Annotated in this window: 26 protein-coding genes; 15 read left to right on the top strand and 11 right to left on the bottom strand. The window is 64.8% G+C overall.

All coding sequences use genetic code 11. The features are described 5' to 3' along the window. Window positions 1-108: 108 nt before the first annotated feature. Together I6F20_RS01390 and I6F20_RS01385 are read right to left on the bottom strand one after the other, a co-directional pair. On the bottom strand, window positions 109-594 hold the full coding sequence (locus I6F20_RS01390; RefSeq protein ID WP_225124845.1) for a phasin: 486 nt from the start codon (window positions 592-594) through the stop codon (window positions 109-111). Window positions 595-988: 394 nt separating this feature from the next. After that, window positions 989-2,914: a DEAD/DEAH box helicase gene (locus I6F20_RS01385; protein ID WP_225124844.1), complete on the bottom strand. Its 1,926-nt coding sequence runs from the start codon at window positions 2,912-2,914 to the stop codon at window positions 989-991. Between the two features lie 271 nt (window positions 2,915-3,185). Here I6F20_RS01385 and I6F20_RS01380 point away from each other — a divergent pair, with 271 nt between their 5' ends. Further along, window positions 3,186-3,926 (top strand): metallophosphoesterase family protein, encoded by a 741-nt coding sequence (locus I6F20_RS01380; protein ID WP_225124842.1) that lies wholly within the window; start codon window positions 3,186-3,188, stop codon window positions 3,924-3,926. A 6-nt stretch (window positions 3,927-3,932) separates the two neighbouring features. On the opposite strand, the gene I6F20_RS01375 is transcribed toward I6F20_RS01380, so the two are convergent. Then, window positions 3,933-4,355: a VOC family protein gene (locus I6F20_RS01375; RefSeq protein WP_225124841.1), complete on the bottom strand. Its 423-nt coding sequence runs from the start codon at window positions 4,353-4,355 to the stop codon at window positions 3,933-3,935. A 25-nt stretch (window positions 4,356-4,380) separates the two neighbouring features. Beyond that, window positions 4,381-5,532: a zinc-binding dehydrogenase gene (locus tag I6F20_RS01370; protein ID WP_225124840.1), complete on the bottom strand. Its 1,152-nt coding sequence runs from the start codon at window positions 5,530-5,532 to the stop codon at window positions 4,381-4,383. A 196-nt stretch (window positions 5,533-5,728) separates the two neighbouring features. On the opposite strand from I6F20_RS01370, the gene I6F20_RS01365 reads away from it, so the two are divergent. The 4 genes from I6F20_RS01365 to I6F20_RS01350 all read left to right on the top strand — a co-directional run bounded on the left by I6F20_RS01365 (window position 5,729) and on the right by I6F20_RS01350 (window position 9,879). Next, a complete protein-coding gene (locus I6F20_RS01365; RefSeq protein ID WP_225124839.1) occupies window positions 5,729-6,667 on the top strand; it encodes an acyl-CoA desaturase in 939 nt (312 codons plus the stop codon). A 268-nt stretch (window positions 6,668-6,935) separates the two neighbouring features. Then, window positions 6,936-8,186: an MFS transporter gene (locus I6F20_RS01360; protein ID WP_345944171.1), complete on the top strand. Its 1,251-nt coding sequence runs from the start codon at window positions 6,936-6,938 to the stop codon at window positions 8,184-8,186. 124 nt (window positions 8,187-8,310) lie between these two features. Continuing rightward, window positions 8,311-8,922: a PilZ domain-containing protein gene (locus I6F20_RS01355; protein WP_026312634.1), complete on the top strand. Its 612-nt coding sequence runs from the start codon at window positions 8,311-8,313 to the stop codon at window positions 8,920-8,922. A 330-nt stretch (window positions 8,923-9,252) separates the two neighbouring features. Next, entirely contained in the window at window positions 9,253-9,879 is a 627-nt protein-coding gene (locus I6F20_RS01350) for a transglutaminase-like cysteine peptidase (protein ID WP_225124837.1), read from the top strand. A gap of 118 nt (window positions 9,880-9,997) precedes the next feature. Here I6F20_RS01350 and I6F20_RS01345 read toward each other — a convergent pair whose 3' ends face one another. Both I6F20_RS01345 and I6F20_RS01340 read right to left on the bottom strand, forming a co-directional pair. Beyond that, window positions 9,998-11,758 carry a CYTH and CHAD domain-containing protein gene (locus I6F20_RS01345; RefSeq protein WP_109143300.1) on the bottom strand — a complete coding sequence of 587 codons (1,761 nt, stop codon included), beginning with the start codon at window positions 11,756-11,758 and terminating at the stop codon, window positions 9,998-10,000. A 165-nt stretch (window positions 11,759-11,923) separates the two neighbouring features. Next, entirely contained in the window at window positions 11,924-13,471 is a 1,548-nt protein-coding gene (locus I6F20_RS01340) for an FAD-dependent oxidoreductase (RefSeq protein ID WP_225124836.1), read from the bottom strand. Window positions 13,472-13,610: 139 nt separating this feature from the next. Here I6F20_RS01340 and I6F20_RS01335 point away from each other — a divergent pair, with 139 nt between their 5' ends. The 3 genes from I6F20_RS01335 to I6F20_RS01325 all read left to right on the top strand — a co-directional run bounded on the left by I6F20_RS01335 (window position 13,611) and on the right by I6F20_RS01325 (window position 15,819). Further along, window positions 13,611-13,817, top strand: a complete 207-nt coding sequence (locus I6F20_RS01335) for a hypothetical protein (RefSeq protein ID WP_225114709.1) — start codon at window positions 13,611-13,613, stop codon at window positions 13,815-13,817. Between the two features lie 104 nt (window positions 13,818-13,921). Beyond that, window positions 13,922-14,737 carry a helix-turn-helix domain-containing protein gene (locus I6F20_RS01330; RefSeq protein ID WP_036015272.1) on the top strand — a complete coding sequence of 272 codons (816 nt, stop codon included), beginning with the start codon at window positions 13,922-13,924 and terminating at the stop codon, window positions 14,735-14,737. 104 nt (window positions 14,738-14,841) lie between these two features. After that, window positions 14,842-15,819 carry a Bug family tripartite tricarboxylate transporter substrate binding protein gene (locus tag I6F20_RS01325; protein ID WP_036029677.1) on the top strand — a complete coding sequence of 326 codons (978 nt, stop codon included), beginning with the start codon at window positions 14,842-14,844 and terminating at the stop codon, window positions 15,817-15,819. A 40-nt stretch (window positions 15,820-15,859) separates the two neighbouring features. Here I6F20_RS01325 and I6F20_RS01320 read toward each other — a convergent pair whose 3' ends face one another. Then, window positions 15,860-16,567, bottom strand: coding sequence for a GntR family transcriptional regulator (locus I6F20_RS01320; protein ID WP_225124835.1), 708 nt, complete (start codon window positions 16,565-16,567; stop codon window positions 15,860-15,862). Between the two features lie 258 nt (window positions 16,568-16,825). On the opposite strand from I6F20_RS01320, the gene I6F20_RS01315 reads away from it, so the two are divergent. The 6 genes from I6F20_RS01315 to I6F20_RS01290 all read left to right on the top strand — a co-directional run bounded on the left by I6F20_RS01315 (window position 16,826) and on the right by I6F20_RS01290 (window position 22,410). Beyond that, window positions 16,826-17,812, top strand: coding sequence for an ABC transporter ATP-binding protein (locus I6F20_RS01315; RefSeq protein WP_225124834.1), 987 nt, complete (start codon window positions 16,826-16,828; stop codon window positions 17,810-17,812). 42 nt (window positions 17,813-17,854) lie between these two features. Beyond that, entirely contained in the window at window positions 17,855-19,144 is a 1,290-nt protein-coding gene (locus I6F20_RS01310; RefSeq protein ID WP_036029687.1) for an ABC transporter substrate-binding protein, read from the top strand. Between the two features lie 5 nt (window positions 19,145-19,149). Next, the gene (locus I6F20_RS01305) at window positions 19,150-20,103 is read left to right on the top strand and encodes an ABC transporter permease (RefSeq protein WP_157280642.1); all 954 of its coding nucleotides are present in this window, start codon (window positions 19,150-19,152) and stop codon (window positions 20,101-20,103) included. A 3-nt stretch (window positions 20,104-20,106) separates the two neighbouring features. After that, window positions 20,107-20,985: an ABC transporter permease gene (locus I6F20_RS01300; RefSeq protein WP_025037151.1), complete on the top strand. Its 879-nt coding sequence runs from the start codon at window positions 20,107-20,109 to the stop codon at window positions 20,983-20,985. 21 nt (window positions 20,986-21,006) lie between these two features. After that, window positions 21,007-21,738 carry an aspartate/glutamate racemase family protein gene (locus I6F20_RS01295; RefSeq protein ID WP_225124832.1) on the top strand — a complete coding sequence of 244 codons (732 nt, stop codon included), beginning with the start codon at window positions 21,007-21,009 and terminating at the stop codon, window positions 21,736-21,738. A gap of 180 nt (window positions 21,739-21,918) precedes the next feature. Continuing rightward, window positions 21,919-22,410 (top strand): hypothetical protein, encoded by a 492-nt coding sequence (locus I6F20_RS01290; protein WP_057029563.1) that lies wholly within the window; start codon window positions 21,919-21,921, stop codon window positions 22,408-22,410. 180 nt (window positions 22,411-22,590) lie between these two features. Here the strand turns inward: I6F20_RS01290 and I6F20_RS01285 are convergent, their stop codons facing one another. The 4 genes from I6F20_RS01285 to I6F20_RS01270 all read right to left on the bottom strand — a co-directional run bounded on the left by I6F20_RS01285 (window position 22,591) and on the right by I6F20_RS01270 (window position 25,880). After that, window positions 22,591-22,965 carry a hypothetical protein gene (locus I6F20_RS01285; RefSeq protein WP_225124831.1) on the bottom strand — a complete coding sequence of 125 codons (375 nt, stop codon included), beginning with the start codon at window positions 22,963-22,965 and terminating at the stop codon, window positions 22,591-22,593. Window positions 22,966-23,106: 141 nt separating this feature from the next. Beyond that, the gene (locus tag I6F20_RS01280) at window positions 23,107-24,801 is read right to left on the bottom strand and encodes a PAS-domain containing protein (RefSeq protein ID WP_225124830.1); all 1,695 of its coding nucleotides are present in this window, start codon (window positions 24,799-24,801) and stop codon (window positions 23,107-23,109) included. Between the two features lie 133 nt (window positions 24,802-24,934). After that, the gene (locus tag I6F20_RS01275; RefSeq protein ID WP_225124829.1) at window positions 24,935-25,465 is read right to left on the bottom strand and encodes a gamma carbonic anhydrase family protein; all 531 of its coding nucleotides are present in this window, start codon (window positions 25,463-25,465) and stop codon (window positions 24,935-24,937) included. Window positions 25,466-25,550: 85 nt separating this feature from the next. Further along, entirely contained in the window at window positions 25,551-25,880 is a 330-nt protein-coding gene (locus tag I6F20_RS01270; protein ID WP_109143294.1) for a DUF6949 family protein, read from the bottom strand. Window positions 25,881-26,103: 223 nt separating this feature from the next. Here I6F20_RS01270 and I6F20_RS01265 point away from each other — a divergent pair, with 223 nt between their 5' ends. Beyond that, window positions 26,104-26,811, top strand: a complete 708-nt coding sequence (locus I6F20_RS01265) for a hypothetical protein (RefSeq protein WP_057029561.1) — start codon at window positions 26,104-26,106, stop codon at window positions 26,809-26,811. The last annotated feature ends 52 nt before the right edge of the window (window positions 26,812-26,863 follow it).

Below are 26,863 nucleotides of genomic sequence, written 5' to 3'. Positions count from 1 at the left end.
CCTCCAGCTCGGCATCCCTTCACGGAAGGGCGTCGCCGCCATCAGCCGGACGGCGTCTCTTCTGGCGAAGACGCTCGTCCGCCGATTCACGCGGCCGATAGCCTCGATTCAAGCTGCCCTGTGCAGAACCCGGTTGAAGCTCTTCTTGATCGGCTCGGCCGTCTCGGTCGCAACCTTCTGAGCAAGGTCCCAAAGCTCCCGGTTATGCCCGGAAGCCATTTCAAAGGTCCTGCGGCTGTGGGTGGTGGAGAGGTTCACGACATCCGCAAACGACCTCGCATCGGCCAGTTGGGACAGGAATTCCAGGGTGGAGCTGGTATTGATTTTCGATATTTCGATGACCTTGGTGCCGTAGTCGGCGGCACGCGTGGCATTGGTCGCACAGACTTCGCGGAAAGCGTCGGTGATCTCCTCGGAAGCCGCCTTCATCTGCTCGAGATTTGCCTTGGCCCGCGCGGCGCCCTGCTCGGCAAGATCACCGAAGATCTCCTGGATATTGAAAAACGGCACGTCGAACTTGAGCCTTGCACCACCATTCCCACCCGCGGGAGTGGCATTCGTCTCGGCTTTCACATTGGCATCATGCATCGTCATTCCATCCTTTCACGCGAAACCAGATGTTGGATTGAAGACTCTCAGAAGCTCCCGGGTGCGGGCCGCACCGGGAAACCAGTGCCCCTACTCTCAAAATGGAGGGATGCTGCTGATGAGCTGCTCTCGCCCCCCTGCCGATGCCAACTATGACCAACCAGGATCGGACCTTCAGTTCGCTTTCAGACTCTCGACTTGATTAAACTCGATTCAAGCGACGCCTCGCCGCAGGCGCCGCTCTTGCCGCTTTGAGTTTGCCGAAAAGGATTCTGCCAACTCGAGAAGGCGCGGGCTCGCAGGCGCGTCCGGATGGCACCATGTTACTGATTGATTGCGCCATAGCGCACCGCGCGAGCCTTCGGCGGCGTTAGTCTGGCCGGGGCCGGAAAGCGGCAGATCAGCCCCGACGCTTCTTCTTCGCGTTTTTCTCGGGCGCGCCCCTCGCAGGCCACGGCGTGACCGAAGGCTCTGCATGGCCGGGCTTGTTCTTGTGCTTCTTTTTCTTTGCGAAAGAACGCGCATCACCGAATTTCGACGCGCGCTCGCCCTGAGGCTTGCTGCGCGACTTGAATCCACTCGCCTCGCGCGGGCGATTCTCGCGCCGTTCATGATGAGCGCCGGCCTCGCGCTGCGGCGCGCGGGGGCGCTCCTGAGGAGCGTCTTGCCGGTGAGGCGCATCCGTCATCGGCTCGATCCGGATGCTGTCTTCCTTGTCGGGACGCTTGATCTTCGCCGCAAAGGATTCGGCGACCCGCTGGGAGATCTCGAACTCGGTGGTGGTGTCCATGATCCTGATGGCGCCGATGTCGCGCTTGTCGATGCCGCCGCGGCGACAGATCATCGGCAGCAGCCAGCGCGCTTCCGCGTTCTTGCGGCGCCCGATGGCGGCGCGGAACCAGACGCTGCCATCCGCCATGGCGTGCTTCGAGGATTTCCCAGCCTTCGACCGCGGCTTGGCGCGGTCCTCGCCCTGTTCGGACCTATCACGCCCGCGTTCCGGCCTGCCGCTTCGCTCGCCGGGATCGATGATGTCCTCTGGCGACGGCAGGCGCGCGCGATAAAGCCGCGCGAGCGCGGCGGCGATGTCCTCGGCCGAGCGCTCGGCCAATAGCGATTGCGCCAAAGCCAGATCGTCGGGACCAGTCTCCTCCGTGAACAGCACGTCCTTCATGCGCGCATGATCGAGCTTGCGGATGTCTTCCGCCTGCGGCGCCGTGCCCCAGACCGCGTCGACCCCTGCGAGATCGAGCAGCAGCTCGGCGCGCCGCCGCCGCGCGGGCGGCACCAGCAGGACGCTCGTCCCCTTCCGGCCCGCGCGCCCGGTGCGGCCCGAGCGATGCTGCAGGACCTCGGCGTCGTTGGGCAAATCGGCATGAATGACGAGGTCGAGGCTCGGCAGGTCGATGCCGCGGGCGGCAACGTCGGTCGCGACGCAGACGCGGGCGCGGCCGTCGCGTAGCGACTGCAGCGCCAGGGTGCGTTCGTTCTGCGTCAATTCACCCGACAGCGCGACCACAGAGAAGCCGCGCTCCAGGAGCGCGGCTTGCAAATGCCTGACGGCATCGCGCGTGCTGCAGAACACCAGCGCGCTCGGCGCCTCGTAGAAGCGCAGCACGTTGACGACGGCATGCTCGACGTCGGCGGGCGCGATGCGGATCGCGCGGTATTCGATATCGGCGTGGCCGCCCTCGTCGCCGGCGACCTCGATCCGGAAGGCGTCGCGCTGATATTGCCGCGCCAGCGCGACGATGCCACGGGGAAACGTCGCCGAGAACAACAGGGTGCGGCGCGTCTGCGGCGTGGTCTCGAGGATGAATTCCATGTCCTCGCGAAAGCCGAGATTGAGCATCTCGTCGGCTTCGTCGAGCACAACCGCGGCGAGCTCGGAAATGTCGAGACGGCCGCGCCGCAGATGATCGCACAGACGCCCGGGGGTGCCGACGACGATATGCGCGCCGGCGGCGAGCTCGCGCTGCTCGCGCCGCGGATCCATGCCGCCAACGCAAGAGACGACACGCCCGCCGGCATGCCCATAGAGCCAGGCCAGCTCGCGCTGAACCTGGAGCGCGAGTTCGCGGGTCGGCGCCACGATCAAGGCGAGCGGCGCGGCCGCTGGTGCGAACTGCTCGGCGTCATCGAGGATGTTCTTTGCGATGGCCAAGCCGTAAGCGACGGTCTTGCCGGAACCGGTCTGGGCCGAGACCAGGAGGTCGCGGCTGGTGGCTTCATGGGCGAGCACCGCGAGCTGGACGGGCGTCAGTGAATCATAGTTCCGCTCGGCCAAAGCGCGGGCGAGCGGCGGGGTCAGGGCCGGAAGAGACACGAGATGGGAAACCTTGTTTGATTCAGGCGCGCAAACGGTGAACCGGCGCCCCGAGCTGCGTGCGCGGCAAACGGCCCGACCGCACGCTGATTTGATCTGGGCGCTCTTTACGCCAAGCGCCCGGAAATCACCATAGCCGTGATGCATGGCTTGACGGCGAGCCGCGCCTGAAGCTTGCAGCGGATTTTTGCGGCCAGCTCGATTAACCTTGGCGCGGCGGGATCGGCCTATAGCCGAGCCACGCTCACGTCTGGCGATATGGGGAATAAAGATGCGATTGGCGGTCATTTCCGACATCCACGGCAATCTCGCCGCGCTGGAGGCGGTGCTGGCGGATATCAAGACGCGGGGCGTCGATCGGATAGTCAACCTCGGCGACTGCGTCACCAGCCCGTTGTGGCCGAGGGAAACGTTCGAATTCCTCCAATCGCTGGCGTTGCCGACCGTGCGCGGAAATCATGATCGCTGGATCGAGGAGTTTCCAGACGACAAGCTCTCGCCGGCAGGTCTGTTTGCGCGCAACGCACTGACTGCAGAGCAGCGTCGTGCACTTCACAACCTACCCTCCCAGCTGCGACTGGACGACGGCATCCTGGCCTGCCATGGCACGCCCGACAGCGATACGGCGTGCCTGCTGGAGGACGCACTCGACGACGGCCGCTTCGTGCCGGCACGCCGCGAGGTGCTGGAAGCACGCCTTGCGAGCGAGCCGGCGGCGCGCGTGGTGCTGTGTGGCCATAGCCACCGCCCGGCCGTCGTTCACGGGCCGCGCGAATGTCTGGTCCTCAATCCCGGCAGCGTCGGATGCCCTGTTTTCGCTGACATTCCCTTTGCCGCGAAACTGGAACACCGCTCGCCTCACGCCCGCTACGCGATCCTCACCAAGGGCAAAAGGGGCTGGCAGGTCGAGCTCCTGGCCCTCGAATACGACTGGGAGGCCGCCTCGGCGCGCGCGCTCGCCAACAACCGTCCGGACTGGGCGCACGCCATGTTGTCGGGATACGTCAAATAGAATTTCTCAGATCTCGGCGTACACCTCCAGCAGATTCCCGTCGGGATCGCGGAAGAACAGCGTGCGATGGCCGAAGGGCTGGTTGGTCGGCGGTGACAGCAGCGCCACGCCTTGCCGCACGAGTTCATCGGCGCACGCGTCGACCTCTGCAGCAGAGACCTTGAAGGCCAGCTGCAGCGAGGCGCTGCCCGCTGGCGTCGGTGCATCGCTGGCGGTGCGGCTCGGCCTTGCCAGCACCAACGTGTTGCTGCCGAGGCCGTACTCGATCCAGTTCGGCGACAGCTCGCGCGAGAGCGGGAACGCGAGGACGTCTTCGTAGAAGCAGCGCATCGCCGCCATGTCGCGCACGAAGATGACGCTGTAGTCGATCGCGCGGATGGCGTTGAAGGGGGAGCTCCGGTTTGGGTCGGCCGTCTCTTCGTTTTTCATTTGGTCGCTCATCTCGGCTACGTTCTTACTCCACCAGCTCCGGCCACGGCACGATCGTCGACTTCACCGTCTTCATCGCCACCGCGTCCTTCACCGCCTGCGCGACGCCTGCTTCCGTGAAAGGGTAAATCGTCTGCATCTTCGCCCAAGGATATTTGTCGCGCGTGCGGTAGAGCATGTCGACGCCGAGCGGGAGGTCGTTGCCGGTGAAGCCCCACGACCCCAGCACGTTGAGGTCCTTGGTGCAGATGCGGTGCCAGGAGGTCTCGATCGAGCCGGCGTCGGTGAACTGGCCCATCTCGACATAGGTGCCGCCGTCGCGCAGCATCTCGATGCCTTCGGGGCCGGCTGAGGGGTGGCCCGAGCAGTCCATCACGAGATCGGCGCCGAAGCCGCCGACGATCTCGCGGACGCGCGCAATGCGATCCTGCGGTGATTTCAGCTCCTCGATGTTCACGGTCGCCTCGGCGCCGAACTCACGCGCCAGCTTGAGCCGCGGCTCCTCCGGCGCGCCGACGCAGATTACGCGCCCTGCTCCCATCTCCCTGGCGGCCGCGACCGCCAGAATGCCGATCGGGCCGGAGCCCTGGATCACCACGGTGTCGCCCCAGCTGAATCCGCCGGCGCGCGTCGCGCGATTGAAGGCACGGATGCAGGAGGTCAGGGGTTCCGACAGCGCACCCAGACGCAACGACATGTCGTCCGGCAGCTTGTAGATCTTGGTGCCCGGCAGCATCTCGAGATCGACATAGACATATTCAGCCCAGCCGCCCCACAGATGCGGCGCCTTGTCGAAGCCGAGATAGCGGCCGTAATAGACCGGCGTCAGGCATTTGTTCGCGGTTTGCGGATAGTGGATGCAATAGTAGCAGCGGCCGCACGGCATCAAGGGCGGGATCATCACTTTCGATCCAACTTTGAGCGGCTTGCTCATGAAATCTTCGGTGAACTCGTCGCCGCATTCGACGATGATTCCACCGAGCTCGTGTCCCAGCGTGAACGGCCAGGGCAGCGGCTTCGGCCAATGTCCTTTCAGAATATGCAGATCGGTGCCGCAGACCCCGCAGGCGCCGACCTTGATCAGCGCAGCCTTGCGGCCGACCTTCGGCCACGGCACGGTGCGGATCACGGGCTCCGAGCCGGGACCTGCGTGGGTGCAGACGCGGATTTGTTGCATGGCTGTTTCCTCGCTGCCCGCTTGTTGTGTTTTGATCGTGCGGGCCTGCGATCAACCTATGACAGCCCTGCGACATTGGAAATACCAACGCGGCGCGTTGACACGCCGCAGTTGTGTGAGCAGGCTGCGTGTGCCGGAGCGATGCCTGCTTCGGACCTGCGCGGCTCCTCGCGCCGCGGTCAGCCGGGATCATCAGATGGATTTGCGACCGGGTTCGGAACGAATTTTTGTCGCCTCTGACACCGATCCGGTAGACGGATATGTGCAATGGGCGCCGCAGAAGTCGCTGTGGCTCGCGGGCATGACGACGGCCGCCATCGCGCTCGCGCCGCTCTGCTTCTCCTGGTCGGCATTCGCACTCTTCCTCGCAGCGAGCGCCGTCACGCTCTGCGCAGGGCACTCCGTCGGCATGCACCGCAAGCTGATCCATGCGAGCTACGACTGCCCACTCTGGCTGGAACATCTCTTCGTCTATCTCGGCACGCTCGTCGGCATGGCCGGGCCGTTCGGCATGATCCGCCTGCACGATTTCCGCGACTGGGCGCAGCGCCAGCCCGCGTGCCATGAATATTCCCGCCACGGCGCCGGCTTCTGGCGCGATGCCTGGTGGCAATTGCATTGCCGGCTGGTGCTGCGCCATCCGCCAAGATTCCGGCTCGAGCCGCCGCTTGCCAGTGACCGGTTCTATGCCTTCATCGAACGCACATGGATGTTGCAGCAATTGCCCTGGGCCCTCCTCTTCTTTGCAATCGGCGGGCTGGACTGGCTGGTCTGGGGCATTTGCGTGCGCGTCAGCGTCTGCGTCACCGGCCGCTGGCTGGTCGGCCACTTCTCCCACACAAGCGGCGATCAGATCTGGAGCGTCGATGGCGTCGCGGCCCAAGGCTACAATGTCCGCCTCGCCGCGCTGATCAGCATGGGCGAGAACTGGCACAACAACCATCACGCCTATCCGGGCTCGGCGAAGCTCGGACTTTTGCCGGGACAGGTCGATCCCGGCTGGTGGCTGATCCGATCACTCGAAGCGATCGGGTTGGTCTGGAATGTCAGGACGCCGCACAACCTGCCGGAGCGGCCCGGCTTGCGGCGATTGACCGAGGCGAAACGGGACGATGGGGTCGCCGATGCTGCGTGATGATCGCGATGGTGACGTCGATGCACTACAGGCGCCGTCATTGCGAGGAGCTGTTGCGACGAAGCAATCCAGAATCCCTCAACAGGGGCAGTCTGGATTGCGTCGCTGCCCCGGCTCGACGAGAGCGAGCCGGAGCTCACAAGGCTTGCATCTGAGATCACGGGGCCTCGTGGCAAGCATGCATGGCTGCTGTTCCAGCACGCCCAATTGTCTTGAGCGCCGGCCGGCGAGCGTGTAACTCGCCACGAGTCTCACCTCAGGTCATCCCGTGAATCCCCTTCCCCAAAATCCCGTGGCCGCGTCCGGATCGTTCGCGGCGATGAGGTCCGTGCCCTACCGTCTCCAGTTCGCCTCTTACGTGCTGGCGATGATGGCCGACAATATCGAGCATGTGATCAGCTATTGGGTGGTGTTCCAGAAATTCCATTCGCCGACGCTGGGCGGGTTTGCCGTGCTGTCGCACTGGCTGCCGTTCCTGCTGTTCTCCGTCGCGGTCGGCGGCCTCGCCGACCGCTTTGATCCGCGCCGCATCATCCAGTGCGGCATGCTGCTGTTCATCGTCGCCTCCGCCGGTTGGGGCTTCTTCTTCCTGACCGATACGATCCAGATGTGGCACGCGATGCTGCTTCTGGTGATCCATGGCTGCGCCGGCGTGCTCTGGCAGACGCCGAACCAGCTCTTGCTCTACGACCTGGTCGGCCCGGCCGACCTGCCGAGCGCGGTGCGGCTGAACGCGATGGCGCGCTATCTCGGCATCCTGGTCGGACCTGCGGTGGGCGGGCTCATCATGCTGACGCTCGGTCCCTCGCACGGCATCATCTTCAACACGTTGTTCTATCTGCCGATGCTGCTCTGGCTGTTCTGGGCCCCGATCAGGGACAAGAGCGTGGCGGCGCGCCGCTTCGCGGTGCGCGGCCTCGCCGACATCGTGCTCACCATCCGCGCGATCGGCACCCAGCCCGTGCTGTCGGCGATGACGTGGCTCGCCGGCCTCACCTCCTTCATGATCGGCAACGCCTATCACGCCCAGATGCCGGGCTATGCCGGCGATCTCGGCCATGGCGATCCCGGCGTCTCCTACAGCGTGCTGCTCGCCGCGGACGCGGCCGGCGCATTGCTGGCCGGCATCGCGCTGGAATCCTGGGGACGGCTGAAGGGCACCCCGCGCACCGCGATCACGCTGGCGATGCTGTGGAGCGTGGCGCTGCTCGGCTTCGCGCTCGTGCCGGTCTATCCGGTCGCGATCGCGCTATTGTTCTTCGCGGGCTTCTTCGAGCTGTCGTTCAACACCATGGCGCAGGCGCTGGTGCAGCTGAACGCCCCGCACGACATCCGCGGCCGCGTCGTCGGCCTCTACAACATGGCCGGGCTCGGCATGCGCGCCTTCAGCGGCATCACGGTCGGGGTGGCAGGCGCGGCGATCGGCATCCACTGGTCGCTCGGCTTGTCGGCCGCCGTGCTGCTGGCGCTGCTGTGCCTGCTTTATGGGCGCGCCGCGAGGAAGCCGAGCCCCGCCTGAAGGTGTGGCTTTTCGAGCGCATCGTGTCTGTCCGTGTCCAGCGCGCCCGATCCTAACGCGGCATTAACCCTGTGCACCTTAGGGTCGCAAGGACTCCGCCCGGGCGGGGGGTCGGGTGTTGGAAATGGCGTTGGCGAACAAAAAATTTCTTCCGGCCGCCGAGGAGCGCAGGCGCTTCCAGCGGGTGAAGGTGCACCTGCTCGGCCGCTACATGCTGCCGGACCGCCGGGAATTCCCCTGCCAGGTGATCAACATGTCGCCGGGCGGCCTCGCCTTGCTCGCCCCCGGCATCGGCAATGTCGGCGACCGCGTGGTCGCCTATCTCGACCATATCGGCCGCGTCGAGGGCAAGATCACCCGGATCATCGACAACGGCTTCGCCATGACCATCGGTGCGACGCCGCGCAAGCGCGACAAGCTCGCCGCGCAGCTGACCTGGCTCGCCAACCGCGACATCCTCAATCTGCCGGAGGACCGCCGCCACGACCGTATCGTGCCGCGCAACCCGATCGCGGTGCTGACGCTCGAGGACGGCACCAAGATGACCTGCCGCATCATCGACCTCTCGCTGTCGGGCGCGGCGATCGCTGCCGAGAACCGGCCACCGCTAAAATCGACGGTTCTGCTCGGCCGGGTCCAGGGCCGCGTGGTCCGAAACCTCGAGGACGGCTTCGCGCTGGAGTTCATGCACGAGCAGCCGGCAGAGACACTCGAAGAGAGCGTTACCGCGCGGTAAAGCGCAAGGACGCGAAAACCTCCATATTTCCAGGCTCGAAGGCGGCTTCCGCGATGCGGACGCCGCCTTTTTCATGTCCCGCGGCGAATGGCCAGCGGTTAACGGAGGGGCTGCAGATGAGCGCAAACAACGCTCCTCCCAGCGCTTCCGCGTTAATAGATAAAATTTGAATCAATTGCAGTCATATCCAATTTTACGCGAATTCTATTCAAGTATAGATCGAATTCGCCGCGCCTTTTACTTGCATTCGTCTCGACTTGACTTGGTCGACTTAGCGGCAACTCAAAAGCTCCGTGCGAAATGTGGTCCCAACAAGAAACGGGGGCCGCAATGTTTGACTTCAGGGGACGGGGGAAGGGACTGGCGCTGGCCGCCATGCTCTTCGGGATCAGCGCGGCAGCGCAGGCCGGCGAAGGCCGTCTGCTCTACGCGAGCCTCGGCGACACCACGCGTGCGCCGATCGGCTGGGTCGAGTTCTGCGCGGACAATGCTGCCCAGTGCCAGGGCGCACCGCTGCAGCCGCGCGACATCGTGATGTCGCAGGCCGCATGGCGCGACCTCGTCAAGGTCAATCGCTGGGTCAACGAGACCGTCAAGCCTCTGACCGACCAGGAGCACTGGGGCGTGATCGAGAAGTGGTCGCTGCCGTCAGACGGTTACGGCGACTGTGAAGACTACGTGCTGTTGAAGCGCAAGATGCTGATGGATGCCGGCTGGCCGCGCCAGGCCCTGCTCATCACCGTGGTGCGCGACAAGAAAGGCGAAGGCCACGCGGTGCTGACGGTGAAGACCGACAAGGGCGAGTTCATTCTCGACAATCAGAACGAGAACGTCCTCGCCTGGACGGAGACCGGCTACCGCTTCGTCAAGCGCCAGTCGCAGAGCGATCCCAACGTCTGGGTCTCGCTGGGCGATACCAAGCCGGCGGTCTCCACCGCCAGCGCGAAAGATCAGTAGGAACGAGACAACAGGTTACGCGACCCGGTCACATCCCCACCCCTCCCCGTCCCAGACCGGTTCGCGCGCGGCCAGCCATCCCCCAATGGCTGGCCGCAACTTTTTTGGGAAAGCGCGATCAGCTCTGCTGGCCCTGGCGCGACCAGGGCACGCGTGCGGCGGCAAAATCCCGCCAGCTATCCTGCAAGCCCTGCTGCACGCCGATCGATGCCCGCGCCTGCCAGCCGGCGATCGCGGCCGCCGCAATGGCGCTGTCGCGATCGTCAGCGCCGAGCCCGTCGAGCAACGAGGCCGTCACCGCCATGTCGTTGAAGACGCCGAGCTCCTCCTGCAAGCCGGCGAGCCGGCGCGCGAATTTTCGCGCGGACTTGCGATCCTCGTACAGCGGCAGCAGGAACTCGCTGAGATAGCGCAGCCGCTTGGTGGCGAGCCGCACGCGGTGCAGCTCGTCGACCGTCAGCGACTTGAAGCGGCGGCCGCGCTTGAGCACCTTCGCGTGCTGTTCCGATAGGACGCGCTGCGCGAAATTGAGGGCGGGCTCGGCGAGCCGGCCGAGATCTTCGGGCGCGACGCCGTTGCGCCAGCCGCGCGTCTCGATCCAACCACCGAGGCCGATCAGGAAGAGCGCGCAGCGGCGATCATCGAGCGCGTGGCGGGCGCTGCGATAGGCTTCCGCCTGACGCTGAGCCGCGGCCCGCCCAAGCGCATCGAAGCCCGCGACCGAAGGACAGGCTCTTGCGATCGCCGGCAAGGTGTCGAGCTGGAACACGTCCCAGTCGCGCGCGGCGGACAGGCCTTGCGCCAGCCATTTGGCCTCCGAACGCAGCGCCTCGAGATTGCTGAGCGCGCCGACCGAACGCATCAGGTCGAGCGCGGATCGCAGCCGGCGCAGCGAGACGCGCAGCTGATGCACGCCTTCCGGATTGCGGCCGTCCTCGGCCGCCGGCAGCGATTGCAGCAGGTGAAGGAAGCAGGTGCGCAAGATGGTCGCGAAGGCTTCGTCGAGCGTCACGGAGGGATCGAGACGAAGCTTGCGCGGCCGGCGAGCCGACGGCGGCAGGTCCGCGGCAAGATCGAAGCCGCGCGCCGACTTGCTGCGGATGGACGGCTTCACCGTTCCGTGCTCCGCAAGGCGCAGGGCGATCTCGTAGATCACGCTCGTGCTGCCGCTCTTCAGCTCCAGCTCGATCTCGCTGACAGGAACCGACCGGTCACCGGCCGTCAGCTCGCCCTGGTCGCAGGCGACCTCGACCGTGCCGGATGGCAGGTCTATGATGCGCGTGTGACGATGCACATCGGCCGTGAACACCGCTTCGAGCGGCTGCGCTTTGAGTCGCTCGCGAATCTTCTCGGGAATGAACGGCATCGCCAAAGCGAGATCGGGCGCAAGCGAAGGCACGCTTGCTTCCCATTCGCCGCGACGCAACGGATCGTCCGCAACCTCGGTCTTCACGGTCTGCACGAAACGCGTGCCGCTCTGGCGGACGCGCAAGCTCAGGCCGGCGCGACGAAGCGCCCGCTCGGGCGTGTCGTAGTAGACGGATTTGAGACGTTTGCGCGTGCCCTTGTTGCGTGCGTTCGCCGCGATGACGGGCGCTGCGCCGAAATGCGCCATGCGATCGGCACCAACGAGCAGCTTGAGCTCGATTTCGGCGGCGGGAGATGCGGGCTGGGTCGGGCTCGGCGCGGGCGTCACGTCCTGCGATGGCGTCTGCTCAATGGCAGCGCGCTCCTCGACCGTCGCGGGTTCCACGCTGACGTCCTCGCGTTGCCCCGGGAAGCCGGTAAGGAGCTGCGCTCTCTTGGTGTTCCCAACAGCAGGATTGGCTTCCGGTGCGCCCGGAGTCTTGCGAGCCGGCGCAGCATCTGACTTTAGCATTTGCGGTAACATGACAGTTCAATGACAGGCGACAGGGATATAGCCTGTACAGCCTGCGAGGAATAGTCACATCAGATCGGCGCGCATCATGATTCACATGTAGCTCGCCAGGTAAAAGCTGCAGCCGCCGGCCCAAGCCCCCTACGACACGCCGAGAGATGCCGCTCATTCTGCCGCTTCAAGATTGGCCGGCTTTTCAGCCTCGCCGAGCGGGGAAACCGCCGGGCCGTTGAGCGCGGTGCCATCGGGTGCAAACTGCGATCCGTGACATGGGCAGTCCCAGCACTGTTCGAGTGAGTTCCAGTGCACGACGCAGCCCAAATGGGTGCAGCTCGCCGAATGCAAATGCAAATGTCCGCTTCGGTCCCGGCACGCCGCGATCTTCTTCAGTCCGCTTCGGAAGAGGCGCCCCTCGCCGGGCCGCAGTTGTTCAGCGCTCGCGATTTCACTTGCGGTGAGATACTCCGCGAAATTCTTGATAGGGGTGATGTTCTCGCTGATGAACTCGCCGATGTTCCTTTGAATCTTCCGCGACGGAGCGTAGACGTCCTCCCAGGCACTTGCGCCGCTGGTGATGAGATCCGCGATCAGCATGCCGGCCACGAGCCCGTTGGTGATCCCCTGCCCGGAGTCGCCGCTGACAACGAATACATGCTCCTCGCCGGGGCTGCGGCCGATGAAGCCGGCGAAATCGACCGGCTCCAGCACCTGACCCGACCACCGATGGGTGACCTCGCGCAAATCCGGCAATCGCTCGCGCGCCCAGCGCTCGAGCGCGTCAAGGCGCTGTGCGCCATCATTCGCCTCACCCGACTTGTGATCTTCGCCGCCGATGATCACGATGTCCTCGTCGGCAGATAACGGGTGGAGGCGGACATAATGATAAGGATCGAGCGTGTCCCAATAGAGCGCATCCTCCACGGCGCCGGCCGCAATCTTCGCGGCGAGTGCATAAGTGCGGTAAGGCGCCTGCTTGGTGTGGATCGCCACCTGAACATTGACGGGCGAGTTGGTCGCAACCACCACGTCGGCGGCGTGAACCTCGTAGCCTGAGGCGGTGGTGACGACCATGCTACCCTGGCGTTGCTGGATGCTCTCGACGCAGGTGTCAGCATAGAGCTGGGCGCCCCGGCGCTGCAGTGCGCTCGCCAGACCGGCGAGATATTTAGTCGGATGCAGGCGCGCCTGGCGCGGAAAGCGCAGCGAACGCGTCTGACCGCTGTCATGGAATGGTGTCCGCTCGATGCAATTTTCGACCGGAATCTGCAGCTTGCGACAGCAGTCCAATTCACTATCCAGCTCGGATGCGGACGTTTCGGATGCCAGTACCCAATAGCCATCGACGCGCTTAAAACCGCAATCGATGTGCTCGGCGCCTTGGATGGCCTCGACGCGATCGATCGCGGCAGCGACGCTCTGATAGTAACGCCGCGCACAGTCAGGGCCGCGGACTCGCACAAACGCCTCATAACCATCATCAAGCGCGGTCGCCAGATGCGCCGTGGTGCGCGCCGTCATCCCGCTGCCGATGCGGCCGCGATCGATCACTGCGACCGAACGTCCATGGCAAGCAAGTTCATATGCGACCGAAAGCCCGGCTATTCCGGAGCCGACCACGGCAACGTCCACGCCGACCGTACTCGACAGCACCGGAGCTTCGGCGACAGATACGTCCATCCAGAGGGACCACGTGTGCTCATCCCGTACATTCATGGCGCTACTCCTCGGAAGAACAAACGATGCAGCAGAATGACGGTTCCTATGTGCGCTATCGACCGATGAGATGGCCGCATTCATTAGGAACCTTCATCGTGCTCGCGCTTGAACCGGCATGAAAAGTCCATCACCGGGGATGCGCAGGGCGCTGCGCCAGGCGCGATTGTACGGGCACCTGCTCGTCCGCAACGACAGGCTGTATCACCCGGGCGGCAATCATCCGATCTGCTCGATACAGCTTGCACGAGAGATGGTCAGGTCAGGATGGATGACCAAGCACGACGGCGAATACGAGATCACGGCAGAGGGGCAGCTTGCCGCCGAAAGCGAAATCGGTCGCTGAGGAGCCGATGCGGCACCGTCCAATTCCCGGCCGGGAGTCGGGCCTGTTGACTGATCCGGCGATTACATCATTGACTAGCGGCACGGTCCTCACAAAGAGCTGCCATGCCCTCGTTCCGTCCCGTTATCGCGTTGTCGAGAGGCCTCGAGGTCCTGCGCGTCATCAACCAGGAACGGCAATCGACCGTAGGCTCGCTGCATAAGGCGACGGGCCTCAACAAGGCAACAATCGTCCGCATGCTCGAAACGCTGGAGCATGAAGGATATGTAGTGCGGCGCGCCGAGCCGCCCAGCTATGCCCCGACCGGACGGGCGCTCCTGCTCAGCGCCGGCTACGACGAACCCAATTGGATCGGCGGTATCGCCGAACCGATGCTCAACAAGTTTCGCCAACAGATTCAGTGGCCCTCGGACGTGGCCGTGCTCGACGAGGAATCCATGGTGATCGCGCATACGACGCGGATCGGCGGTTCGCTGCTCTTCTACCGTCCGCCGGGTTTTCGCTTTCCCGTGCTGGGCACCTCGATGGGGCGCGCCTATTTGGCGTTTTGCGAACCGGCCGAGCAGGAGCGCATCGCGGCGCGCCTTGCCCTCAGCCCGGAGCCCTGGAACGACCTCGCCCGCAATCCCGCCAAACTCACCAAGGTGCTGCGCGCGATCCGGAAAGCCGGATTCGCAGTGATGGACGAGAGCTACAGCCGCCGCATCTTCGGCGGCGCCGTCTGGGCGATCGGCGTTCCCGTCGCTGTTCCGAACCGCCTGTTCGCAAGCATGAACGTGATGATGCTGCGCGAGGCCGTCAGCACCGAGGAAGGTCTCAGGCGCTTCGTGCCTCAGATGAAGAAAGTCGCCTCCGCACTGGCCGAGACGCTCAGCGCCAGGCTTGCTGCGGCCGGCCCGTCCGCGGCCGCCAAGAGCTAACCATTTCACACAATGAAATGTTGTTTCTATTTGACTCTGCTCGTGTGACATCTCTGCCCGGCGGCCAAAGGGCGCCCAAAGACGCAAGAAAACGGGAGGGGCAAGTGAGGACATTCGTCGCAATGCTGGGCGCTGCGATTGCAGGCCTGGTGCTGGCCACGGCTGACGGGGCTGCGGCCGAAGCCTGGCCGACCAAAGCAATCAAAATCGTCGTGTCGACGCCCGCCGGCGGCATCACCGATGCGTTCGCCCGCGCCTATGGCGATTACATCTCTCAGAAGCTCGGACAGCCGGTCGTCGTCGAAAACAAGACGGGAGCGAGCGGCGCGCTGGCAGCCCAATCGGTCAAGGATTCGCCGGCGGACGGCCATACGCTGATGTACACGATCTCGTCCACGCTGCTCGGAAACCGACTGCTGCTGAAGTCGCTCGCCTACGATCCGGACAAGGATTTCACGATCGTCGCGATGACGCCATCGGGTCATCTGCCGCTGGTCGTCCATTCCGCTACCGGTGCAAAGTCCATCGAAGATTTCGTCGCCTATGCGCGCCGCAACAAGGTCACGGCCGGGTCGTATGGGATCGGTTCGTTCGCGCACATCGCGATCGCCGAGCTCAATCGCCAATACGGCCTCGACATCTCCATCGTGCATTACCGCGGCGAAGCGCCGATGTGGCAGGACCTGGCGGCCGGCGTCATCCAGGCCGCGACCGGCAGCTACCAAGCCGCGCTTCCGGTCCTTGATACCGGCGTCGGCCGCGCGATCGCTGTTCCGTCACTGGTTCGCATGAAGAAGCTGCCGGACACCAAGACGTTCACCGAGCAGGGGGTCACCGGCAAGGTCTTCCAGCTGACCAGCTTCACGACCCTGGTGGCGCCCGCTGCGACGCCGACCGACCGGATCGAGCTGCTCGCCAAGCTGATGGTCGAAGGCGGCAAGACCGAGCGTGTCCAGAAGCTGCTGGAGGCCTTCGGGGTCGATGCGCCGGCAATGGACCGCGCATCCTCGGTCGCCCTCTACGAAAAAGAAGGGCCGGTCTGGCTGGAGTCGATCAAGAATCTCGGATTGGAGCCACAATAGCGTCCGGACCCGCCGATCCCGTGCGCTGGCGACGCCCTTCTCACGCCCCCAGCACGTCCGCCAGCCGCAATTCGTCGGCGGCGGGATCCTTCAGGAACAGCTCCGCCTCGATCTCGTTCAGGTGCGACAGCATCAAGGCGCCGGCGCGCGCCTTGTCGCGCTTGCGGATCGCGGCGGCGATCCCGGCGTGATGATCGGTGCCGCACGCGGGCGTGTCGTGACGGCGGTACAGCAGGATGATGAGCGAGGAGCGCGCGATCAGCTCCTTCAGGAAGCCAAGATAGATGCTGTGGCCGCTCATCTCGGCGACGAGACGATGAAACTCGCCGGATAGACGGACGGAGGCGCGGGCATCGCCGCGCAACTCGGCCTCGCGTTCTTCCGTGAGATGGTGCTGCAGGCGATCGAGCCAGGCCGGCGAGATCGCGTCAATGGCGCGGTCCACGATGCTGGGCTCGATCAGGCGCCGCGCCTCGAACACCTCACGGGCATCAGCCGGCGTCGGGCGCGCAACGAAAGCGCCGCGATTCTTCTCGATGTTGACGATGCCCTCATGCGCAAGCTGCTGCAGCGCTGAGCGCACCAGCGTCCGGCTCGCGCCGTAGATGTCGCCGATCTCGTCCTCCCCGAGCTTGGTGCCCGGCAGCAGGCGATGCTCGAGGATCGCGGCGGTCACACCCTCCCGGATACGGCTGACGCGATCGCTCGCGTCTGGCGCATCGGATTTCTGGCGGGTCTTGGCGGCCATGATTGTGAGGGCTCGATCGACGAACGTTCGGCCTGCAATGTTAGTCGACGAGCTGTATCCAATCACAGGCGAAACTTTATACAATCTTCGCCCGTTTTGTGTGCAGCTGGCTGCACGGGTGACGGCCCGACAAATTGGGACGGAATCGATCTAACGATCTGACTCCGCTGCACAGTTTTTGAAATTCGCATCGTCGCGGGCTGTTGGCACGGACCTTGCGGAGAGAGGCGGGACGCAACGCCCCTCCTCGGACACGCCATGGCCATTCCCGCCGCTCTCGAACTGGTCGCCGTCACCAAGCGCTACGACGCCACGCTGGCCGTTGACAACGTCAACCTGAAGATCCCGGCCGGCACCTATTGCTGCCTGCTCGGCCCCTCCGGCTGCGGCAAGACCTCGACGCTGCGCATGATCGCAGGTCACGAGGCGGTCAGCGAAGGCGACATCATCCTCGGCGCGCAGAACGTCACCGACCTCGAGCCCGCCAAGCGCGGCACCGCGATGATGTTCCAGTCCTACGCTCTGTTTCCGCACCTCTCCGTGCTCGACAACGTCGCCTTCGCCCTGAAGATGCGCGGCATCGACAAGCCGACGCGGCACAAGCGCGCCGGCGAATTGCTCGAGCTGGTCGCGATGAGCCAATATGCAGGCCGTCTTCCGGCGCAGCTCTCCGGCGGCCAGCAGCAGCGCGTCGCGCTCGCGCGCGCGCTGATCACCGAGCCGCAGATCCTCCTGCTCGACGAGCCGCTCTCGGCGCTCGATCCGTTCCTGCGCGTCAAGATGCGCGGCGAGCTGAAGCGGCTGCAGCGCGAGCTCGGCATCAGCTTCATCCAGGTTACCCACGGCCAGGAAGAGGCGATGGCCCTCGCCGACCACATCGTGGTGATGAACCACGGCAGGATCGAGCAGCAGGGCACGGCGCGCGACATCTTCCATCGTCCCCGCACCGAATTCGTGGCCCGATTCATCGGCGGCCACAACGTGCTCAGCGACGCCGGCAATCTCATCGCCGTTCGCGCCGATCAGCTCGGCATCGTGCCGTTCGTCGACGGCGCCTTCGGCGCGCCGGCGCTGCTGACCCAGACCGAGTACCAGGGCTCCTACATCGCCGTCTCGCTCACGCTCGACGACGGCACCGCCCTGTTCTCCCACGTTCCCGAGGGCGCCTTCGACGTGCATCCGTTCCGTCCGGGCGATCGCGTGCTGGCGACCTGGGATCCCGCCAAGGCGCAACGCCTGCAATAGCACCCTTCACCACGGAATGCGCAACACAGAGGAGTGAGCGAAATGACCGAGACGACCAGGAAGACCGGCGTCAGCCGCCGCACGCTATTGAAGGGCACCGCGGGTCTCGCCGGCCTCGCCGCCGGCTCCGGCGCGATCACCGGCTTTCCTTACGTGAAGTCGGCCGATGCGAAGGTGCTGCGCTATCTCGGCACGGCCGTGAACGAGGGCGACGACATCGCCAAGCAATGCCTGAAGGACACTGGTATCAAGATCGAATACATCACCGCAACCACGGACGACGTCACCAAGCGCGTGATGACCCAGCCGAATTCCTTCGACGTGCTTGATACCGAATATTTCTCGCTGAAGAAGCTGGTGCCGTCGGGCAACATCCTTGCGCTCGACGCCAAGAAGATCAAGGAGTTCGGCAACATCACGCCCGTCTTCACCAAGGGCGAGACGCCCGGCGGCAAGAAGATCGGCGGCCAGGGCACCGCGCCCTGGAAGGTGCTCTATCTCGAAGGCAAGGACTCCAAGAAGTTCGCGACGTCGGCGACCGAATTCGTCACGCTGATCCCGACCGTCTACAACGCCGACACGCTCGGCATCCGCCCCGACCTGATCAAGCGTCCGATCACCACCTGGGCCGAGCTGCTCAACCCCGAGTTCAAGGGCAAGGCCTCGATCCTCAACATCCCCTCGATCGGCATCATGGATGCCGCGATGGTCGTGGAAGCCTCCGGCAAGTACAAATATGCCGACAAGGGCAACATGACCAAGGAAGAGATCGATCTCACCATGAAGGTGATGACCGAGGCCAAGAAGGCCGGCCAGTTCCGCGCCTTCTGGAAAGACTTCAACGAGAGCGTCAACCTGATGGCCTCGGGCGAGACCGTGATTCAGTCGATGTGGTCGCCGGCGGTCACCAAGGTGCGCTCGATGGGCATCCCCTGCACCTTCCAGCCGCTGAAGGAAGGCTACCGTTCCTGGGCTTCCGGCTTCTGCGTGTCCAAGGGCGTCTCGGGTGCCAAGCTCGAATGGGCCTATGAATTCGTGAACTGGTTCCTGTCGGGCTTTGCCGGCGCCTATCTCAACCGCCAGGGCTATTACTCCGCCGTGCTCTCCACTGCGAAGGCGCACATGGAGCCCTACGAATGGGCCTACTGGATGGAAGGCAAACCGGCCGAGAAGGACATCAAGGCGCCCGACGGCTCGCTGCTTGAAAAGGCCGGCGCGGTGCGTGACGGCGGCTCCTACGAGGATCGCATGGGCGGGGTCGCGTGCTGGAACGCCGTGATGGACGAGAACGACTACATGGTCCGCAAGTGGAACGAGTTCATCGCGGCGTAACGGACATGTCGGAAGAGGTCCTGCAACAGGCAGCCCCGGGCTTGATCCCGGGGTCGGGCACAGCGCGCGCCGCAAAGCCGACGCGCCTGTCGCCGTCCTTCATCTCCTGGCTCCAGGCCGGGCCGATGATGCTGGTGTTTCTCGCGTTCTTCCTCATTCCGCTCGTCTTCGTCGTCATCGTCTCGTTCTGGGACTACAACGAATACCAGCTGCTGCCGGCTTTCTCCGGCCGCGGCTACACCGACACGTTCGAAGGCTGCATTGCGCAGCTCCCTGAGCTCTGCACCATCGCCAAGACCTATCTGAAGACGCTGAAACTCTGCTTCCTGGTCTGGGCCATCACCCTCTTCATCGGCTTCTGGGTCGCCTACTTCCTCGCCTTCCACGTCAAGTCCAAGACCTGGCAGATGGGCTTGTCGCTGCTCTGCACGATCCCGTTCTGGACCTCCAACGTGATCCGCATGATCGCCTGGATCCCGCTGCTCGGGCGCAACGGCCTGGTGAACACCGGCCTGATGAAGACGGGGCTGATCAACCATCCGATCGAATGGCTGCTGTTCTCCGAGTTCTCCGTGGTGCTGGCACTGGTGCACCTCTTCACCTTCTTCATGGTGGTGCCGATCTTCAACTCGATGGTGCGCATCGACAAGTCGCTGATCGAGGCCGCTTATGACGCCGGCGCCAGCGGTTTCCAGACCCTCGTCAACGTCATCATTCCGCTGGCCAAGCCCGGCATCGTGATCGGCTCGATCTTCGTCATCACCATCGTGATGGGCGACTTCATCACCATCGGCGTGATGGGCGGCCAGCAGATCGCCGCCGCCGGCAAGATCATCGAGACGCGGGTCAACGCGCTGCAATTCCCCGCCGCCGCGGCCAATGCCGTGATCCTCCTCGCAATCACCTTCCTGATCATCACCATGATGTCGCGCATCGTCGACATCAAGAAGGAGCTCTAGAGCATGAAGGAAGGACGCCCGCGCTCGTTCTACGTGCTCGCGATCTTCTTCGCGGCCTACGTGCTGTTTCTCTATGGGCCGATGATCGCGATCTACGTGCTGTCGTTCCAGGGGCCGCAGGGCGGCCTCACCTTCCCGATGAACGGCGTATCGACCTTCTGGATCGCAAAATTGTTCCAGGGCACCGGCATCGTCGATCTCGGTGCCGCCTTCCGCCGCTCGCTGCTGCTCGGCATCGTCGTGATGATCGTCACCGTCGTGCTGTCGGTCGCCGCCGGCATGGCGTTCCGGCGCAAGTTCAAGGCGCAGAGCATCCTGTTCTACTCGGCGATCGCCAGCCTCATCGTGCCCTCGATCATCACCTCGCTCGGCATCTCGCTCGAGTTCCGCATCATCGACGACCTGATCAAGGCGCATTGGAACGAGAATTTCGAGACCTCGATGGGCCTGCTGACGTCCGGGCTCGGCGCGCACCTGACCTGGACGCTGCCGTTCGGGCTGCTCATCATGTTCGCGATCTTCAACCGCTTCGATCCGCGGCTGGAAGAGGCCGCGCGCGATCTCGGCGCGACACCGTGGCAGACCTTTCGTCATGTCGTGCTGCCGATCATCCTGCCCTCGGTGATCGGCATCGGCCTGTTCGGCTTCACGCTGTCCTGGGACGAGCTCGCACGCTCCAGCCAGGCGATCGGCGCCGTGAACACGTTGCCGCTGGATCTTCAAGGCCTCACCACCACCGTGACCAACCCCGACATCTACGCGCTCGGCACCGTGATCTCGGCGGTCTCGTTCACGGTCATCACGCTTGCGCTCGGCACCATTCACGTGCTCAACAAGCGGCAGGCGGCCAAGGGCTCGGACGCCGGCAAGGGACTCGTCTGAGATAAGGACTCGTCTGTTCCAATGCGGCTTCACGTCGTCAACCCCAACACAACGGCGTCGATGACGGCGAAGATCGCCGCTGCCGCGCGCAGCGTTGCCCTCGCGGGCACAGTGATCGATGCGCGTCAGCCGGCGATGGGCCCGGTCTCGATCGAGGGGTTTTACGACGAAGCTTTCGCGGTGCCCGGCATGCTCGGCTGCATCCGCGAGGCCGATCGCGACGGCGCGGACGCACACATCATCGCCTGCTTCGACGACACCGGCCTGGATGCCGCGCGTGCCGCCGCCAAGGCGCCGGTGATCGGCATCGGCGAGGCCGGCTTCCACCTCGCGAGCCTGATCGCGGCGCGCTTTGCCGTGGTGACCACGCTCGGCGTCTCCATCGTGCCGCTCGAGCACAATCTGCGCAAGTACGGCCTGGCCGAACGCTGCGCCCGCGTCCGTGCCGCCGAGGTCCCGGTGCTGGCGCTGGAAGAGCGCAACATTGATGCGCTCGGCAAGATCTCGGCGGAGATCACCGCCACCATCCGTGACGACCGGGCAGAAGCGATCGTGCTCGGCTGCGCCGGCATGGCCGATCTCGCAGGCGAGCTCGCCGCCACGCACGGCCTTCCCGTGGTCGACGGCGTCGCGGCCGCGGTGACGCTGGCGGAATCACTGGTGCGACTTGGACTGAAGACCTCCCGGCTCGGGCCCTATGCGGCACCGCGCGCAAAGAGCTATTCCGGGCCGTTCTCGCAATTTCAGCCTTGATCCCTGCCCCCTGCGCGGCGCTCCCGGGCTGCAAGAGCCGCTGATCACTGGTTTTTTGCCGCTCAGCCTCTTTTTGGTCCCATTCCTTGCCGAAACGTAAGGCTTTCGGGACGCCCCGGTGACCCCTCTGGGTTGCCGGTCTTCGCCACTCACCAAGTTTCAATTTGGGTTTTGTCAGCGATGATCGATCTCGCCCAGGACAGGCCGTCCAACACCCTCCTTCGCCTTGGCGCCCAGCCGATCGCGCTGACTGCTGCAGCCCTCCTGCTGCTGATCGCGGGCGTGACGTCGATCGCAATCTGGCGGGCCTATACCGGTGCCGCCCCCGAGAGCGACCGGGTGGTGGCCTCGCGGCAGCTTCAGGCCCGCACCGCCCAGGCCTCCGAGCAACTGGTCGAGAAGACCAAGGGGCTGGAGGCGACCCAGCAGGAATCGATCGACCAGCTTCAGGTGGTGCAGGACCAGCTTCAGACGATGAAGCGGCTGCTGGCGGCGCAACAGGCCGACACCAAGCGCCTGTCGGAGCAGGTGACGGCCTTGAACGAATCCATCGACGGCTTGCGGCAGTCCTTTGCCAGTGCACGGGCGACCGAGGTCGAGACTCCATCGGTTACCCGCAGGAAACCGGCGCGGCGCGTCCACGCCAGCGCCCGCAAGCGCTCGGGCGGCTGAGCCGGGCACGGTGCGGGAACTTTATTTTCGCCACTTGTGAACTGGATCACATTCGCCGGTATGATTCCGCGCGATGCTCGCCGTTACCGGATGGCGTGAGCCGATTTCAATATCCGGGGCTGGCAAGGTCGTTGACGGTATACTGCGTCAACGACCTTGTTTTTTAACAGCTATTTCGCCTCACTCGCAGACGTCGACTTGGCGGTAGCGCCATCCCGACGGGGTCATGACGCGCTTGCGCACGACGTAGCAGCCGCCATAACCGTCGTTGTAGCCGGCGCCATAAAGGGTGGGGCCGCCGTAATAGGGGTAGCCGTAGCCGTAATAACCGCCGTACAGGCCGGCGCCGGCGAGACCCACCCCGATCCCGATCCCTGGCCAGAAGCCGCCGCCATGCCAATGACGGTACCCCCAGCCATGGAAGCCGCCACCATGGAAGCCACCGCCGTGAAAGCCTCCGCCACGTCCGAAACCGCCGCCCGCCTCGGCCTTTTGTGGCGCCGACAGCCCGACCGCCGCCACGGCCAGCGCCGTCATCATCATCCTGCGTAACATCACTCGATCCTCCGCGTGGAGGTTGCTCCACGCTTCAAAGCAGGACCAAGCTACCGTCAGTCGGTCATTCGTGACAGCCACACTGTCTCACTTCCGCGCGAGCATCGGCAGCCCGCGGCAGATGCGAGCTGCCGCCGGCCGCTATGCCGCCGCTGCCGGCCGTTCGGTCCGATCCTCGACCATGGTCACGAACATGTGGGACTCCTCACCGGCGCCCCCCACCTGGATGCGGCGGGCGCAGATGACGCGGCGCCCGCGGACGGGATTATCGATGGTATCGATGATCGGCTCGAGCTGCTGCCGCTGTGCGAGCAACTGCTGGTCGCGCCGCTCGATCAATTCGGCAGCCTCCACGGAGAACAATTCCCGCGCCGTCTTGCCGATGATCTCGCCGCGCGACATGCCGATCATCTTCTCGGCGGCCTTGTTGACGAAGACGTAGCGCAGATTGCGCGCGTCCTTGGCGATGATGCCCTCGGCCACGTTCTCGATGATGGTGGCGAGAAAGCGCTCCATCCGTTCGAGAATGCGTTCGCGGTGGCGCTGTTCCGTGACGTCCTCCTGCACCGACACCCAGCCGCCGCCGTCCATCGGGCGCTCGTAGATCTTGATGATGCGGCCGTCGTTCAGCGCGATCTCGTACGACGTCGGCTGGCGTTTGGCGATGCGGTCGAGCACCGCCGCGACGTATTTCGTGACGTCGCCGCTGAACAATCCGCTCTCGACCCTGTGCTGGAGGATCTCCTCGAGACTCGACCCGGTCTGGATCGTCTCAGGCAGATTGTAGATCCTGCGGTAATTGGCGTTCATCGCGACCACATTGGCCTTGCCGTCGAGCATGATCAGCCCCTGCGGCATGTTGTTGATCGCTGCCGAAAGCTGCCACTTCTTGGCCTGGTACTTGTCGTTGAACTTGTCGCGCTCGGTCATCGCCGCGTCGCGCGCCTGCGCAGTGCCGAGCTCGAGCTCCTCGAGCTCGAAGATGCGCGCCACCGCGTCACGGAAATTCTGCACCGCGCGCGCAAGGCGCCCGATCTCGTCGTGACGGCGCAGATGCGGCACCTCGCTCTTGACGTCGCCCTGCGCGATCCGGTCGGTCGCCTGCGTGATATCGGCGAGCGCGCCGATCACCGAGTTCCGCATGACGACGACGTTCAACGCCGCGAGCATCAGCGCCACGAGCCCCAGCGCGAACAGATAGGCGGCCGCGTAGCGGTGGCTGTCGGCGAGTTCGTCCGCCTCGCGGGCGCGCTGTTCGTAGATGCGCTCGAGCGCTTCGAGATCGCTGTTGAGCTTGCTGCGCAGGGTGCGATTGGCGTCGTTGTCGCCCCACTCGCGGGCCGCGGCCGGGCTGATCTCGACGCCGCGGCGCACCAGCTCCTGGCGGAAGTCGATGAATTGCTGGATGCGCTGGCGGAAGGAAGAGAACAGCTCGGCGTCGTCGTCGCCCACCGTGCGCTCCATGCTCTTCACGGCCTCGGCGAGCTCGCGGTTGCGCCGCACCAGCCCGTCCGCGAACTGCTTCATCGCGGCACGATCGGCGGACATGTAGATGCCGCGCGATTCCATCACGACGGCGTAGATCAGGGCGTTGATGCGCCCGACGCCGACCGCCGCGTCGGCGGAGGTGGCATGCAGGTGGCGATACGTCGTCTGCAGGCGCACTGACTGGACCGACATCACCAGCAGGAAAGTGGTGACGATCGCCAGGAAGGCGGCGATGCTGTAGACCTTCTCCGCGACCGTCAGCGTGTCGGCGCCGCGCACGAAACGGACCAATTTCTTCAAGAATTTGGTTCCGGCACTGAAGCCGGATTCCAGCGCCGCAGCTCCCATGGCGCCGCTCCTCCTGGTTGAAAACGCTGGATGATAAGCGTGATCGCGCTAGCAGAGGATTAAGGCGTCAGGCTGTATTTTTACGGTATGGAGCCGTGGCACGGCTGAGGCGAAGCGCGGCCGGGCGGGCCGGTCAGCCGATCCGCTTCAAGCCCTGCTTGAAGCGCGGACCGTTTGCCACGTAGAACCGGGCCGCGCTCCCCATCTTCTGCACCTGGGCGTCGTCGAGGGTGCGGATCACGCGCGCGGGCGAGCCGATGATCAGCGAGCGCTCGGGGAACTCCTTGCCCTCGGTGATGACGGAGCCGGCACCGACGATGCTGTTGCGGCCGATCTTTGCCCCGTTCATCACGATCGAGCCCATGCCGATCAGCGCGCCCTCCTCGATGGTGCAGCCGTGCAGGATGACGTTGTGGCCGACGGTGCAATTCCTGCTGATGACAAGCGGAAAGCCGAGATCGGTGTGGCAGGTCGAGCCGTCCTGCACGTTGGCGCCCTCGCCGACCTCGATCCACTCATTGTCGCCGCGCAGCACTGCGCCGAACCAAACGCTCGCGCCCGGCTTCAAGCGCACCCGGCCGATCACGGTCGCGGTCTCGGCGATGAAATAATTGCCGTCGGCGGGAAGGTCGGGCGCCTGCCCGTCAAGCTCGTAGATGGCCATTGGCTGTCTCCTGTCGCATTGACGACTGGCATAGCCAAACGGCAGCCGCGACGCAAAGGGCCGGCCGCGCTCGAGGCACTTCGGATCAGACCAGAATGCCGGCAGCGCGCAGCGTCATCAGGAAGAAGGTGCCGCTCATCATGCTCCAAAAGGCGGCGATGACGGTTGCCATCATCACGAATTCCATGCGGCGGCTTTCCACCCGCACGCCGCGCAGCGTGTTGCGCATGATGATGAAGGGCGCCGCGAACACCAGGAAGGGAACTGCCGCGAAGGTTTTCGGGGCCACGCCGTCCTGCAGCAGGCCGAAGCCGGCGGGCCGCTGCGCCAGCGCCTGGTATCCGTTCACGAGCGCGCCCGCGAGCGCGAAACCGATGCCGATCGAGAAGAAGGTGTTGAGAGCTTCAGGTGTCATCGGAAGTGCTCCGCCCTTACACAACGCGCGTGCCTTCCTGTGACAAACAGAGCCCGTTAACGCTACATTATCCTTAAGGAAAGGTTAACGCGGCCGGCCGTCCCGTGAAGGGGCCGTCCCCGATTCAAGCGGCCGGGAACGCTGCGCGAAAGCGCCGTCGCATGGCATATTCGCCGCTGATTCGTCGGCCATCGGCCGACCTCCGGTCGACCTCGCACAATTCATGGCATTGTTCTCGGCAGCTCCCCTCAGGTCCCCCCGCACGCGCACCCGGGCGCATGTCGTGCCGATCGTGCTCGGCGGCGCGGCGGCGGTCGCAGCTGTCGCGCTCGTCGCCTATCTGCTGTGGCCGACCTGGGGCAGCCGGGGCGCGAACGCGCCGGACAAGCTGCCGGTGAGCGTCGGCGGCACGTTGTTCAACCTGCCGGTGACTGCGATCCGGATGAAGATCCAGCGGCACTCGGGGCCGCAGGAGCGCATCGATCTCGACTTCCTCTATCCCTCGCTGGAGCCGCCCGGCGCGCCCAAGCACGTCACCTCCGACACGGCGGAAGCGGCGCTGCAGTCGATCGACCGCATCTTCCTGTCGATCGCGGCCCATCACGATGCGCTCTCGCCCGAGCAGCGCACGGCCACGATCTATCCGCGCTATCTCGACCAGGCCGCGGCAAGCCCGGCGGACGGCCTGACGATGCGCATGTTCCGCACCGACACGCCCTACGGCAGCGAGGACCTCTATTCGGCTGCGAGCCCCGCGCTCACCGCGCGCTGCACGCGCGATGCCGCCACCCCCGGCATGTGCCTCTCCGAGCGCCGCGTCGGCGGCGCCGACCTCACCTTCCGCTTTCCACGCAGCTGGCTGTCGCAGTGGCGCGAAGTGGCGGAGGCGATGGAGAGGCTGACCGCGCAGCTGCGCGGGCCGCGTGGCTAAGGGCGGTCGGCTTACTGTAGGCTGGAGCCTCCAAACCAAAAAATCGAAAACA

The organism is Bradyrhizobium sp. IC3123, from assembly GCF_020193625.1.
In the GTDB taxonomy this organism is placed as follows: Bacteria; Pseudomonadota; Alphaproteobacteria; order Rhizobiales; family Xanthobacteraceae; genus Bradyrhizobium; species Bradyrhizobium yuanmingense.
This window is presented reverse-complemented; position numbering and strand designations above follow the sequence as displayed.

What these genes read in the sequence shown, in the direction of transcription:
- I6F20_RS01335 (WP_225114709.1), top strand. Translation starts at nt 13,611, where the DNA reads ATGCGCAGGGCGCTGCGCCAGGCGCGATTGTACGGGCACCTGCTCGTC.
- I6F20_RS01380 (WP_225124842.1), top strand. Translation starts at nt 3,186, where the DNA reads ATGCGATTGGCGGTCATTTCCGACATCCACGGCAATCTCGCCGCGCTG.
- I6F20_RS01390 (WP_225124845.1), bottom strand. Translation starts at nt 594, where the DNA reads ATGACGATGCATGATGCCAATGTGAAAGCCGAGACGAATGCCACTCCC.
- I6F20_RS01270 (WP_109143294.1), bottom strand. Translation starts at nt 25,880, where the DNA reads ATGACACCTGAAGCTCTCAACACCTTCTTCTCGATCGGCATCGGTTTC.
- I6F20_RS01265 (WP_057029561.1), top strand. Translation starts at nt 26,104, where the DNA reads ATGGCATTGTTCTCGGCAGCTCCCCTCAGGTCCCCCCGCACGCGCACC.
- I6F20_RS01305 (WP_157280642.1), top strand. Translation starts at nt 19,150, where the DNA reads ATGTCGGAAGAGGTCCTGCAACAGGCAGCCCCGGGCTTGATCCCGGGG.
- I6F20_RS01285 (WP_225124831.1), bottom strand. Translation starts at nt 22,965, where the DNA reads ATGTTACGCAGGATGATGATGACGGCGCTGGCCGTGGCGGCGGTCGGG.
- I6F20_RS01355 (WP_026312634.1), top strand. Translation starts at nt 8,311, where the DNA reads ATGGCGTTGGCGAACAAAAAATTTCTTCCGGCCGCCGAGGAGCGCAGG.
- I6F20_RS01350 (WP_225124837.1), top strand. Translation starts at nt 9,253, where the DNA reads ATGTTTGACTTCAGGGGACGGGGGAAGGGACTGGCGCTGGCCGCCATG.
- I6F20_RS01345 (WP_109143300.1), bottom strand. Translation starts at nt 11,758, where the DNA reads ATGCTAAAGTCAGATGCTGCGCCGGCTCGCAAGACTCCGGGCGCACCG.
- I6F20_RS01330 (WP_036015272.1), top strand. Translation starts at nt 13,922, where the DNA reads ATGCCCTCGTTCCGTCCCGTTATCGCGTTGTCGAGAGGCCTCGAGGTC.
- I6F20_RS01275 (WP_225124829.1), bottom strand. Translation starts at nt 25,465, where the DNA reads ATGGCCATCTACGAGCTTGACGGGCAGGCGCCCGACCTTCCCGCCGAC.
- I6F20_RS01365 (WP_225124839.1), top strand. Translation starts at nt 5,729, where the DNA reads ATGGATTTGCGACCGGGTTCGGAACGAATTTTTGTCGCCTCTGACACC.
- I6F20_RS01295 (WP_225124832.1), top strand. Translation starts at nt 21,007, where the DNA reads ATGCGGCTTCACGTCGTCAACCCCAACACAACGGCGTCGATGACGGCG.
- I6F20_RS01310 (WP_036029687.1), top strand. Translation starts at nt 17,855, where the DNA reads ATGACCGAGACGACCAGGAAGACCGGCGTCAGCCGCCGCACGCTATTG.
- I6F20_RS01290 (WP_057029563.1), top strand. Translation starts at nt 21,919, where the DNA reads ATGATCGATCTCGCCCAGGACAGGCCGTCCAACACCCTCCTTCGCCTT.
- I6F20_RS01320 (WP_225124835.1), bottom strand. Translation starts at nt 16,567, where the DNA reads ATGGCCGCCAAGACCCGCCAGAAATCCGATGCGCCAGACGCGAGCGAT.
- I6F20_RS01375 (WP_225124841.1), bottom strand. Translation starts at nt 4,355, where the DNA reads ATGAAAAACGAAGAGACGGCCGACCCAAACCGGAGCTCCCCCTTCAAC.
- I6F20_RS01280 (WP_225124830.1), bottom strand. Translation starts at nt 24,801, where the DNA reads ATGGGAGCTGCGGCGCTGGAATCCGGCTTCAGTGCCGGAACCAAATTC.
- I6F20_RS01315 (WP_225124834.1), top strand. Translation starts at nt 16,826, where the DNA reads ATGGCCATTCCCGCCGCTCTCGAACTGGTCGCCGTCACCAAGCGCTAC.
- I6F20_RS01340 (WP_225124836.1), bottom strand. Translation starts at nt 13,471, where the DNA reads ATGAATGTACGGGATGAGCACACGTGGTCCCTCTGGATGGACGTATCT.
- I6F20_RS01370 (WP_225124840.1), bottom strand. Translation starts at nt 5,532, where the DNA reads ATGCAACAAATCCGCGTCTGCACCCACGCAGGTCCCGGCTCGGAGCCC.
- I6F20_RS01300 (WP_025037151.1), top strand. Translation starts at nt 20,107, where the DNA reads ATGAAGGAAGGACGCCCGCGCTCGTTCTACGTGCTCGCGATCTTCTTC.